This is a genomic window from Corynebacterium sp. (assembly GCF_030532195.1).
GTDB lineage: Bacteria > Actinomycetota > Actinomycetes > Mycobacteriales > Mycobacteriaceae > Corynebacterium.
Genome location: NZ_JAUNLP010000003.1, coordinates 63,692 through 75,855, shown reverse-complemented (window position 1 = coordinate 75,855; position 12,164 = coordinate 63,692). Strand labels below are relative to the sequence as shown.

At 58.4% G+C, this 12,164-nt stretch carries 10 protein-coding genes; 6 read left to right on the top strand and 4 right to left on the bottom strand.

Annotated elements, in window-relative coordinates; all coding sequences use genetic code 11:
- Positions 1-2,570: (Fe-S)-binding protein (locus Q4E11_RS04745; RefSeq protein ID WP_303164064.1), on the bottom strand; the 2,570-nt coding region annotated here is incomplete at its 3' end.
- A 767-nt stretch (positions 2,571-3,337) separates the two neighbouring features.
- On the opposite strand from Q4E11_RS04745, the gene Q4E11_RS04740 reads away from it, so the two are divergent.
- Positions 3,338-3,946: a YdcF family protein gene (locus Q4E11_RS04740; protein ID WP_303164062.1), complete on the top strand. Its 609-nt coding sequence runs from the start codon at positions 3,338-3,340 to the stop codon at positions 3,944-3,946.
- 137 nt (positions 3,947-4,083) lie between these two features.
- On the opposite strand, the gene Q4E11_RS04735 is transcribed toward Q4E11_RS04740, so the two are convergent.
- Positions 4,084-4,860, bottom strand: a complete 777-nt coding sequence (locus Q4E11_RS04735) for an enoyl-CoA hydratase (RefSeq protein ID WP_303164061.1) — start codon at positions 4,858-4,860, stop codon at positions 4,084-4,086.
- A gap of 403 nt (positions 4,861-5,263) precedes the next feature.
- Between Q4E11_RS04735 and dnaK the strand changes: the two genes are divergently transcribed.
- The 4 genes from dnaK to Q4E11_RS04715 are packed head-to-tail and all read left to right on the top strand — an operon-like array spanning position 5,264 to position 9,340.
- Positions 5,264-7,105 (top strand): molecular chaperone DnaK, encoded by a 1,842-nt coding sequence (gene dnaK / locus Q4E11_RS04730; protein WP_303164060.1) that lies wholly within the window; start codon positions 5,264-5,266, stop codon positions 7,103-7,105.
- Between the two features lie 2 nt (positions 7,106-7,107).
- Positions 7,108-7,695 carry a nucleotide exchange factor GrpE gene (grpE, locus tag Q4E11_RS04725; RefSeq protein ID WP_303164059.1) on the top strand — a complete coding sequence of 196 codons (588 nt, stop codon included), beginning with the start codon at positions 7,108-7,110 and terminating at the stop codon, positions 7,693-7,695.
- 59 nt (positions 7,696-7,754) lie between these two features.
- A complete protein-coding gene (gene dnaJ / locus Q4E11_RS04720) occupies positions 7,755-8,936 on the top strand; it encodes a molecular chaperone DnaJ (protein WP_303164058.1) in 1,182 nt (393 codons plus the stop codon).
- The gene (locus Q4E11_RS04715; protein ID WP_303164057.1) at positions 8,936-9,340 is read left to right on the top strand and encodes a heat shock protein transcriptional repressor HspR; all 405 of its coding nucleotides are present in this window, start codon (positions 8,936-8,938) and stop codon (positions 9,338-9,340) included. Before dnaJ ends, Q4E11_RS04715 begins: the two co-directional genes overlap by 1 nt.
- Positions 9,341-9,355: 15 nt before the next feature.
- On the opposite strand, the gene Q4E11_RS04710 is transcribed toward Q4E11_RS04715, so the two are convergent.
- A complete protein-coding gene (locus Q4E11_RS04710; RefSeq protein ID WP_303164056.1) occupies positions 9,356-10,834 on the bottom strand; it encodes an alpha/beta hydrolase in 1,479 nt (492 codons plus the stop codon).
- Positions 10,822-11,139 carry a hypothetical protein gene (locus Q4E11_RS04705; protein ID WP_303164055.1) on the bottom strand — a complete coding sequence of 106 codons (318 nt, stop codon included), beginning with the start codon at positions 11,137-11,139 and terminating at the stop codon, positions 10,822-10,824. The genes Q4E11_RS04710 and Q4E11_RS04705 overlap by 13 nt, the downstream gene beginning before the upstream one ends.
- Before the next feature lie 163 nt (positions 11,140-11,302).
- Between Q4E11_RS04705 and Q4E11_RS04700 the strand changes: the two genes are divergently transcribed.
- A complete protein-coding gene (locus Q4E11_RS04700) occupies positions 11,303-12,145 on the top strand; it encodes a nitrilase-related carbon-nitrogen hydrolase (RefSeq protein ID WP_303164053.1) in 843 nt (280 codons plus the stop codon).
- Positions 12,146-12,164: the final 19 nt, after the last annotated feature.

Here is a 12,164-nt window from a genome sequence, read left to right as displayed (position 1 = left end):
CCACCACCCTTATCGACTCCAGTACACACACCGCGCCCCTTCCCGACGCATGGCTTCGGTGCGCCGCCTGGTTTGGGTGCGCCGCCCTTAGCGCCGCCCGGCTTCGGTGCACCACCTGGGGTCGGAGCGCCGGACTTGGAGGCAGCCGCGCCGGCAGCACCAGCGGCAGTTGCGCCAGCAGCGCCTGCTGCGGCGGCCTTGGCCTTTTCGGCCTTCTTCTTCTCGGCGGCCTCGGCCTTCTTGCGCTTAGCTTCCTCAGCCTCGAGACGAGCGCGCTCTTCCTCTTCGGCCTTCTTCGGGTCAACCCAACCGCGGATTGGCTCTTCCATCCACTGCGGGTCGAGTGCCTGCGGCAGCTCGCCGTCGACCTTCACGGAGTCGCGGATCATCTGAGCGATGTCCAGGACCTCTGGCTTCTTCTCGTCTTCCTCGACGACGTTGTTGACACCGTCGGTCATCATCGTCTTACAGAACGGGCAGCCGATAGCGATTGCCTCGGCGCCGGTGCCGACGGCCTCTTCGGTGCGGTTGACGTTGATGCGCTGGCCGATGGTCTCTTCCATCCACATACGCGCGCCACCTGCACCACAGCAGAAGCCGGTGTTCTTGTTACGCGGCATCTCGACGAGGTTAGCGCCGGATGCGCCAATCAGCTCACGCGGAGCCTCGAAAACCTTGTTATGGCGGCCCAGGAAGCATGGGTCGTGGTAGGTGACCTGGCGACCCTGGCCAGATGCAACCGGCTGCAGACGGTTAGCGCGAACCAGTTTGTTCAGCAGCTGGGTGTGGTGGACAACTTCGTACTGTCCGCCCAGCTCTGGGTACTCGTTCTTGAAGGTGTTGAAGCAGTGAGCACAGGTAACAACAATCTTGCGCTGCTTCGGCGGCACACCGTCGAAGACCTCGTCGAGCTGCTCGATGTTCTGCTCTGCCAGCATCTGGAACAGGAACTCGTTACCAGCACGGCGAGCGGAATCGCCAGTACAACCTTCGGCCTGCGAGAGCACAGCGAACTTCACACCAGCGGTGTAGAGCATCTCTGCAACAGCCTTGGTGGTCTTCTTCGCATTGTCGTCGTAAGCACCAGCACAACCGACCCAGAAAAGGTACTCGGTGTCGTTGAAGTCCTCGATGTCCTCGCCCCAGACCGGAACGACGATGCCGTCCTTGCGGACCTCATCAATCCAGTCAGCGCGAGTGGAGGCGTTCTGGCCCCACGGGTTGCCCTTGGTCTCGAGGTTCTTGAACAGGCCAGCCAGCTCAGTCGGGAAGTCCGACTCAACCAGAACCTGGTAGCGACGCATGTCAACGATGTGATCGATGTGCTCAATATCAACCGGGCACTGCTCGACACAGGCACCACAGTTGGTGCAGGACCACAGGACATCCTGGTCGATGACACCTTCGTCACCGTCGCCAACCAGTGGCTTGGTCAGCAGTGCGGCACCAGCGCCCTCGCCCTCGCGGGCACCCTCGATGGTCTCGCCGCCCAGCAGGTACGGGGCAGAAGCGTAGGCGTGGTCACGCAGCTGGTTGACCAGAAGCTTCGGAGACAGTGGTTTTGACGTGTTCCATGCCGGGCACTGCTCCTGGCAGCGACCACACTCAGTACACGAGGTGAAGTCCAGCAGGGCCTTCCAGGAGTGGTCAGTCACCACACCGGTACCCATGGAGTCGACCTCAGGGTCGGCTTCTTCCAGGTTAAGAATCTCGCCGTCGGAGGTCATTGGCTTAGCCGCACCCAGTGCGTTGTAGCCGTCGGCGTTGCGCTTGAGCAGAATGTTGGCGAAAGCCAGGAAGCGGTGCCATGCGACGCCCCACGTCAGGTTGCGACCAACAACGAACAGCCAAATCATGCCGGAGAGCAGCTTGATCAGCGCGAAGATGGACACCATGACCTCGGAGGCCGGCAGAATCTGAGCGATACCGCCAGTGACGAAGTTCGCCCAGTTCCAGACCTCAGCACCGGTCTGACCGTGCTCGCCGTAGGTGGCCAGCTTGCCGGCCTTGACGAACATCATGCCCAGGCCCTCAATCAGGACAACGGCCTCGACGAAGTAAGCAGCACCAGCGTTGGAGCCATAGAAGCGGCTCAGGCGCTCCTTGCCCAGGTTGGTCTGGCGAACGATAATCAGCGTCAAAATGCCCAGGGTGGTTCCCAGGCCGAGAATCTCATCGATGAAGTGCCAGACGGTCCAGTCCTTCAGCAGCGGCCAACCGCCAGCTGGCCAGAAAGTCTGGATATATGCCTCGAACCACACGAGGGATCCGAGGATGAAGCCGATCATCACAAACCAGTGAGCCACGGCCACGCCGGGCTTCTTGCTCATCTTGGTGTGACCGAAGATCTCGCGGAGCATAGTCCAAATACGAGTTCCCCAGTCACCGGTGTGACCGTAAGTCTTCTGGCCCACCATGACGGTCTTCACCATATGAGTGAAGCCCTTAATGAAGATGAACCAGCAGGGCAGGGACAAGAGGACGCCGATGACGCCGACTGCCACGGTGAACCCGGTAGATTCCGGGATTCCCGTGTCAGCCGCCGCTTGGGCGAGGTTGAGCACGCTCATAATGTTCCTTCTAGGCTGGCTCAGCCAGGGTGATGGCTGAGTGAAAATAGTTCTCTTGTGAGTTCTATCACGACCCGAGGATCCTCACCTAACTTACGTGCAAATTAGTACTGAAAACATGGATACATCACTCGACCAGCAGTTATCGCGCGATTTACGCAAAATGTTCGTTGTTTTATTCGTGGGGTGCACGCATTCGCTTAACGACGGCGCGCGCGGCACTTTCGTCGTCAAGCGTATGTATGCGTAACGGTGGCGGAGTTGTGTGGGGCCGTGCCTGACACCGTTGATTGAACTTCTTGCGGGGGTAGTTTCCGAGCTGTGGGTGCGGGCTTGTTGTGGAGGTTGGGCGAATGGTCGTTGCCGCATTCGCGCGAGATGCGGGACAGGAGAAGGTGCCTACTCACATTTGTTACATAATTAACATAAATAACACCAGCAACTCTCGATTTGCAGGATTGACAAATGATGCGCCAGTGCTCGCCTGAGTTAACTGGGGGTTCACGTTGTATTCATTGAATTTGGCTTATTTATACGCCTTTTGAAAGGTGTCCTTAGCTTTTTATTTCCATCATGCCTGGTAGGCGGGGTCGCGGTTTTGTTGAACGATGTATATCTGGCTACCCCAGCGTTATTCTCGTGTATGCATTAATTTGCGCAATGCCTAGGATAAACAACGTTTAATAGTGAATTTATCCGAATGGCGCTGGAAGGCATGTGGGAGCTAAATCTCTCGTGTGTCAATTCTTTCGAGAGTAGGTCTTTTAATGGCGCAATCGTTCCGTGCAATCGGTGCGGCTGGCGTGGGCGTTGTTCTTGCTGTCAGTGCTGTCCTTGGTACTGGTGCAGTGGCAAACGCCAATCCGGTCAGTGCCGGTGTCACTAAAGCATTCAACAATTCGGCCGTGACTCCGCTTGTGGTTTCCCCGGTCGGACGTGCAGCTGCAGAGGCTGCGCTACTTGATCCACAGGTGCCGATTATTGTTCTCGGCGCACGTCTGAATCCTGACTGCAGCGCGCCTGCGGTTCTGAAGTCTCGAGTGGCAACTGCTCGCTCGCTGGCTCTGCGCCACCCACTGAACCCAATCATCGTCTCGGGTGGTCGCACTCAGCCGGGTTGCCAAACTGAGGCGGAGTACATGCGTGATGCGCTTGTATCCATGGGTGTGTCGAAGCGGCGCATCACGATGGAAACGAATTCCGACTCCACTGTTGGTAATGCGGTCGGTACTGCGCACTTCGCATCGTCGACGACTGGCATCGCTCGTGCCGGTGTTATCGTGACTTCGCCGAGGCACACGTCGCGCGCACGCAACACCTACTCCGCCACCGATAACACTGCGCTGTGGCTGGCGGTCCCGTCGACTGTGAACTAGCTACCAGCCATACGGCTCGGTTGAGTAGCTTAATCTGGAGTCGCGCTCAATACCTATTAAATAAGGAATGAAAAAAGGCATCCTCACATCGAGGACGCCTTTCTCTGTTTCATTAGACAGGTACTAGCCAGAAAACTCTAGGAGTTGGTGAAGTTAGCCTCGCGCTTCTCCGAGAAAGCGGCCATGCCTTCCTTCTGGTCATTCGACGAGAACAGAGAGTGGAAAGTGCGGCGCTCAAACAGCAGTCCCTGCGACAGGGTCATCTCGTAAGCCTGGTTAATTTGTTCCTTGATCTGCGTCGTGGCAACCAGCGACTTCGCCGCAATAGTGTCAGCGACCTTCAAGGCTTCGTCGAGAAGCGCCTCCGGCTCCACAACGCGAGCGACCAGACCCGCACGCTCTGCTTCCTCTGCGCCCATCATGCGGCCAGTGAGACACATCTCCATTGCCTTTGCCTTGCCGATTGCGCGTGTCAAGCGCTGTGAGCCGCCCATACCTGGAGTGATGCCGAGGTTGACTTCCGGCTGACCGAACTTTGCCTTGGAGCCAGCGATGATGAAATCAGCCATCATTGCTACCTCACAGCCGCCACCGAGTGCGTAACCGTTGACTGCAGCGATGACCGGGGTGCGCACCGAAGTGAGAACATCCCAACGAGCGAACCAATCCGCGGCGTACATCTCGGTGCCGGACTTATCCGCCATTTCCTTAATATCTGCGCCGGCGGCGAAAGCCTTTTCCGAGCCGGTGATGATGATTGCGCCGATATTCGAGTCCTTATCGAACGCGGTCGCCGCCGCCCCGACTTCCTCCATAGTCTGGTGATTCAGAGCGTTGAGCGCCTTCGGACGGTTCAGCGTGATGATGCCGACGCGACCACGGGTTTCAGTCAAAATATTGGTGTACTCGGTCATGTTCACATCTCCAAAGCAGTATTAGAAAACGGTTTGTAAGTGAGGTTACCTGCGTGCCCGGATTCACGTGCTGCTTTACGACGAACCGACGGATGGCTTTCTCATCTGCGAAACGAGCTTGCAAGCGATGTGATGCCGATGTTTTTAACGGCGAGGCGAGGCGCTGGGGTCGTCGTCAAGCGGAATTTGAAAATAGTTTTATGCTTTTGACGTGCGGATATGGGAGATTTTCAAACAAAGTTGAGTCGGGTGGGAATAACTTTGAATCCTATGCCGTTGCACTGCATGACAAACATTGAGTCAGACGCACTCAAGTTTGCTTGACAGATTTTCAACGGCAATGCAGACTTGAGCGCGTAGGACTTAAGAACAATTCTTTTACTTCTCTAGAAAGGTGTTCATTATGGGACGCGCAGTTGGTATTGACTTGGGTACGACGAACTCCTGTGTCTCCGTCCTCGAAGGCGGCGAGGCTCAGGTAATTGCGAACTCTGAGGGTTCGCGCACTACTCCGTCGGTGGTTGCATTCGCAAAGAACGGTGAGGTTCTGGTTGGCCAGTCCGCTAAGAACCAGGCGGTGACTAACGTCGACCGCACCATTCGCTCGGTCAAGCGCCACATGGGCACTGACTGGACCGTCGAGATTGATGACAAGAAGTACACCCCACAGGAAATCTCGGCTCGTACGCTGATGAAGCTGAAGCGCGACGCTGAGTCCTACCTGGGTGACGATGTCACTGATGCGGTTATTACCGTTCCGGCATACTTCAATGACGCTGAGCGTCAGGCAACTAAGGAAGCAGGTCAGATTGCTGGCCTGAACGTCCTTCGTATTGTCAATGAGCCGACCGCAGCTGCACTGGCTTATGGCCTGGAGAAGTCTGACAAGGAACAGACCATTCTGGTCTTCGACCTCGGTGGCGGTACCTTCGACGTCTCCCTGCTGGAGATCGGCGACGGCGTGGTTGAGGTTCGCGCAACCGCTGGTGACAACAAGCTCGGTGGCGATGACTGGGATCAGCGCATCGTTGACTGGCTGGTGGAGAAGTTCCAGTCCAGCCACGGCATCGACCTGACCAAGGACAAGATGGCTCTGCAGCGTCTGCGTGAGGCTGCTGAGAAGGCCAAGATTGAGCTGTCTTCTTCGCAGCAGGCTTCCATCAACCTGCCGTACATCACCGTTGACTCGGACAAGAACCCGCTGTTCCTGGATGAGACCCTGTCTCGTACTGAGTTCCAGCGCATCACCTCGGATCTGCTTGACCGCACTCGTAAGCCGTTCCAGCAGGTCATCTCCGACGCTGATGTCTCTGTCTCCGACATTGACCACGTTGTGCTGGTCGGTGGCTCCACTCGTATGCCGGCTGTCTCTGAGCTGGTCAAGGAGCTGACTGGCGGCCGTGAGCCGAACAAGGGCGTTAACCCGGACGAGGTCGTTGCAGTCGGCGCTGCCCTGCAGGCCGGCGTTCTGCGCGGTGAGGTCAAGGACGTGCTGCTGCTCGACGTCACCCCGCTGTCGCTTGGTATTGAGACCAAGGGCGGTGTCATGACCAAGCTCATCGAGCGCAACACCACCATTCCGACCAAGCGTTCGGAGACCTTCACTACCGCTGAGGACAACCAGCCGAGCGTTCAGATTCAGGTCTTCCAGGGTGAGCGCGAGATGGCTGCAGCTAACAAGCTGCTGGGTTCCTTCGAGCTGGGCGGTATTGCTCCGGCTCCGCGTGGTGTCCCGCAGATTGAGGTCACCTTCGACATCGACGCCAACGGCATTGTCCACGTCACCGCTAAGGACAAGGGCACTGGTAAGGAAAACACGATCACCATCCAGGACGGCTCCGGCCTCTCCAAGGAGGAGATCGACCAGATGATCAAGGACGCTGAGAAGCACGCTGACGAGGACAAGAAGCGCCGCGAGGAGCAGGAAGTCCGCAACTCGGCAGAGTCCATGGCATACCAGACCCGTAAGTTCGCTTCCGAGAACGAGGACAAGGTCTCCCAGGACATCCGTGACCGTGTTGAAGAGGCTGCAAAGGCTGTCGACGAGGCACTGAAGGGCTCTGACATCGAGGCCATCAAGTCCGCCGTCGAGAAGCTGTCCACCGAGAGCCAGGAGATGGGTAAGGCTATCTACGAGGCTCAGGCAGCTGAGGGCGCAACCGCAGCTGAGGGCGCTGACGCAGCAGACGCTGATGACAACGTTGTTGACGCTGAGGTTGTCGACGAGGACGAGAAGGACAAGTAAGAATGACTGACCAGGATCAGGGAAATCAGGCAACCCCAGAGGGGCCGGACAACCTGGCCGATCAGGTCAACGAGGTCTTCGAGCAGGCCAAGCTTGACGACGATGCCGTGGCGGCCACCGAAGGTGCCGCCGGCGACGTCGCAGCGGACGACGCTGCAGACCCGGTAGCAGAGATCCAGCGCGAGTTGGATGAGCGTACTGAGGATTTGCAGCGCCTGTCGGCGGAGTTCACCAACTACCGCCGTCGTGTTGACCGCGACCGCGAGGCCGAGCGACTTCAGACCAAGGCAAAGTTTGCCAGCGAACTGCTGGTCTTGGCCGATGACCTGGACCGCGCTGAAGAGCACGGTGACCTGGCCGATGGCACCCCGCTGAAGGCTTTCGCAGACAAGTTCCGCGGAGTTTTGACAGCACAGGGAGTCGAAGGCTTCGGCAATGAAGGCGAGGAGTTCAACCCGGACATCCACGAGGCTGTCCAGGATCTCTCCGAAGGGGATGACAAGGTACTAGCCAATGTGCTGCGCAAGGGCTACCGCATCAACGACCGTGTTATCCGTACCGCGATGGTAATCATCGGCGACCCGCAGTAGCGGGCCGAAGTGACGCAGATATTTTTTGAATTAGTTTTTCGGAAAGGAGGAGATGCACCATGACTCAACGGGAATGGGCAGATAAGGACTATTACGCTGACTTGGGCGTCTCTAAGTCTGCGTCACTCGACGAGATTAAAAAGGCCTACCGCAAGTTAGCTCGGGAGAATCACCCGGATAAGAACCCCGGTAACAAAGCTGCCGAGGATAAGTTCAAGCGAATCTCCGAGGCATACTCGGTGATTGGCGACGAGGAAAAGCGTCGTGAGTACGACGAGCTGCGCTCAGCACTGGCTGGCGGCTTCCGCTTCCCGGGTGCTGGTGGCGCAGGCGCCGGGGCCGGCGCAGGCACGCGTGGCTTCGACTTCGATGTTTCGGATCTCTTCGGCGGCGGTGCCGGTGGCGCCGGTGGCCTGGGCGATTTCCTCGGTGGCTTCGTCAACCGCGGAGCTGGTGCAGGTGCTGGCGGTGGTCGTCAAAAGGCTCGCCGCGGTGCCGACGTGGAAACTGAAATTACCCTTGATTTCCGCGAGGCCGCCAAGGGCGTGACCATTCCGCTGCAGCTGACCAACCCGTCGCCATGCACGAACTGCCATGGTTCGGGCGCGGCGCCGGGAACGTCGCCGGTAACGTGTACGACCTGCCACGGTTCGGGCTATACCAAGGAGCAAAAGGGCGCGTTTGCGTTCTCCAGCCCATGCTCGGATTGTGGTGGTCAGGGAACTCGGATTGAAAACCCGTGCTCGCACTGTAACGGCACAGGCGTGACCACACGTCGTCGTACCATCACCGTCCGCGTCCCTGCGGGTGTGGTCGATGGTCAGAAGGTCCGTCTGGCAGGCCAGGGCGAAGCAGGACTGCGAGGACGTCCGGCCGGTGACCTCTTTGTCACCGTCCACGTCCGACCAGATGAAGTTTTCACCCGTAGCGGCAATGACCTTGAAGTCACCGTTCCAGTGAGCTTCGGCGAGCTCGCACTCGGCGGCACAATCACTGTGCCGACGCTGGGGGACAAGATTCGCGTCCGTGTCCCAGCGGGTACTGCTGATGGCAGGACACTGCGTGTCCGCGGTCGCGGTATCCCGAAGCGCAACGGTACCCCGGGTGACCTGCTCGTCACCGTGCGCGTGAAGGTTCCGACGAACTTGGACGACAATGCCACCTCGGCATTGCGCTCCTACGTCGAAGCTGAACGCGCCAGCGGATTCAACCCGCGTAAAGGTTGGGCAGGTGCGAAGTAATGGCTGACAACAACACAGAGGTATATGTCATATCCGTTGCGGCAAATCTCGCCGGGATGCACGCACAGACACTGCGAAACTATGACCGACTCGGTCTGGTAACTCCGCAGCGTACCTCCGGTGGTGGTCGCCGATACACCAAACGCGACGTTGCGCTGCTGCGAGAAATCCAGCGGCTCAGCCAGGAAGATGGCGTGAATTTGGCCGGTATCAAGGCCATCATCGACCTGACGGAACGAGTGGATTCCCTCAAGCGGGAAAATGAAAACCTGCGCGAGGAACTCTACAGAGCAGAGGCGCAGGCTCGTCGTTCACGCGGTGAGCTGGTCCACGTCCCCCGCTCCACAGCGGTCGTGATGTGGGAGCCACGCTCGCGTCGCAGGCATGCCTCCGGAGATGAATAAGAAAATCTGGATTAGCTAGTTCACCCGCCTGAGCCACGTGCTGGTCTCACGGGTGAACACTTCATCATCGAAGTAGTGCTCGATGTGTGGGTTTCCAACGAGATACCCGAATTTGTTCGGTATATCCCGCACAGGTGTACCGAGAAAATCGGTCACTGTCTCGCCGGAAATTCCTCTCGAACTCAGGTCGAGCAGGTACGCACCAAAATCATTATCCGCAGGGTCTTTTCCGTGGATTCCGACTTTGGCCGGAATCTTGATGGGATCTAGCGGCGAAGTAGCCACCGCCACGCGGTGGCTATTTTCATGTCTGGGCCGAGGTATGCCTTCGGGATTAAGCAGCTTTATGTCACTGGCACGATCGAGTCCAGGACCCGTCCCAGGTGAGGCAATCAACAACACGCGGTCGGCATAGAGACCACTGCCGACACTAGCTTGTGACACCACTGTTGCACCATAGCTATAACCTGCGACAATATGCTGCTGAGTAGGCCGGATAGTTCGGCCATTCCCCTCCGCAGAGAAATTCGCAGTTGCTGTGTGCCCATTGTCCTCATCGTTAGCGCGCTCCACCAGCCCGGACTGCAGATGCTGGAGCCGCTCCGCAGCCATGTCGTAGTAGCCGGGCTGCATGGCAGCTTCCAAGTTCGGCGGCGCATCATAGGAAAACAGCACGACGGCAACATCCTGCGGATCCTCACCGCTGGCTCGAAAAGTTGCGGCCACGCGCTCGAATTGTTTCTCGGCAGTCTCGGCTGCAGAACTAGTCCCTGGCACCAGCGTGATTACCGTCTTGGCCCTGTCAACATCCCCAAATGCAATGGCCGAGTGCCCAGGTGAGGACTCCAATAAAACACCAGGTGGCAGCCCATGAGCTTTGGCCGCCTTTGCCATTTCGGGATTCAGTGCCGCCAACGGAGCGATGCCGCTGGCACCACGGCCGTCACCAGCAACAGTCATGCCTGTTGGCGCAAGCGCTGTAATAGTCTCCGCAGCCTTTTCATCCAGACTGTTCAGCTTGGCCAGCGCTGCCTGAATCCGCTGCTCACAGGTCATCCGCCACTCTCCGAAAGTCCAAATTCCAGCTGTGGGAACTGGGTGCGTGGCGCTCCGCGCCAAGGTCTCAAGCAAACCTGCCGCCGGAGTTACAGCACCGGAGATCATATCGACCTGAAACCCCATGTCAGTTGCCATTGTGACAGCGGACTTCAGCTCGCGGATAACGTCGTCAAGCAGCGCGGCAGTATCCCGACAGCAATCGCTAAGGCGCTCCAGCGAGACTCCGCTGCGACGCAGGCGCGTGGTGCTGCGTCGGACAGCGTCGTCGGCGGCGCGCCGATTATCACCGGAAAAGTCCTGTTCAGGAATGGAATGCAGTGCGGTGTGAGACTCATCGGCGGAGCCCGTCAGCGCCCGCGCACTCGAGCGCAGCACATCTGCGAGACGCCGAAGACCATCGGCCCGCCAGAGCAATGCTTCAGCTAGCGTGACCATGCCAGGCTTTCCAACGCAATCGACTGATTTGCCTCATGCGCCGACACGTCGGCAGCCAGCGCGTCGGCGGCACCGGCGATGTCATCGATACTCGTGCTTAACGACGTCAGTGCCCTCGCCCATTTCCCACACGTCGTGGAAGCGGCGGCGATGATTCGCGCGCTGGGCAATCCCGCGGAAAGCTCGGCGCTTGCGGGGGCCTTTGTGACAATTGTGGAAAGTCCCGTGACACGGTGCGATATGTGCTGGTAGGAGCGACTGAGAGCGGCTAGTTGTGAGGATTCAACGGTGATGTGATCTGCCATGAGTCCGATTGTGCGATGTGGAAATGCGAAGTGGAAGTGCTGATTGACGTGGCTGTGGATAACTTCGGCTGCAGGTAACGCACAACCGCTAGCTGTGGATAACTTGCGTTCGTTTCCCACCAACTGCGCACATCCAATCCGGGGTAGTCGGTAGCATTTAGGCATGCGCATTGCACTGGCACAGTTGGAATTGTCGGCATCGGTCGAAGAAAACCTGGAGGCAGTAACCGCGACTATCGCGCGGGCTGCGAAGGATAACGCGGACCTCGTGGTATTCCCAGAGGCCACAATGAAGGCGTTCAACTCCGGTCGCCTGGATGTTGCAGCGGACTCCAGTGAAAGGTTCGTGCAGGAGGCCTCACAGGCCGCTCATGATGCCGGAATTACTGTGGTTGTGGGCATGTTCCGGCCGGCCGATGAGGTAGAGCGCGATGGCAAAACGCTGCGTCGCGTGTTCAACTCATTGCTGCTGGCCTGGCGGGATGAGGACGGCCCTGGGGTGGAGTTCTACGACAAGATTCACCTGTTTGATGCCTTTGGTTTCCGCGAGTCCGACACCGTCGCGTCGGGCGATGCACACGTGGTCTGTGACGTTCCGCTGAGGGATGGCAGCTCGGTGGCTCTCGGCCTGGCCACGTGCTTTGATATCCGGTTCCCGGAGCAATTCGTTCAGTTGGCAAGCTTGGGTGCCGAAGTTATTGCACTTCCTGCCTCGTGGAATGACGGTCCGGGCAAGGTGCGGCAGTGGCAGACGTTGGTGTCGGCCCGCGCGTTGGATACCACCTGTGTCGTAGCGGCAGTCGGTGCTGCACGGCCAGGTGGCGCACAGGCTGCGGGCAAGAATGAAGGGCCGACGGGAATTGGGCATTCGATGCTGGTCGGCGCAGATGGTGATGTCATTGCCTCGGCCGGTTATGGTCCGCAGCTGATTGTGGCTGACGTGGATCTGACAGAAATAGACCGTGCTCGGCACGAAATTCCAGTGCTGGAAATCCGCAATCGCTAGTAAGTTGTAGAGTAATTCT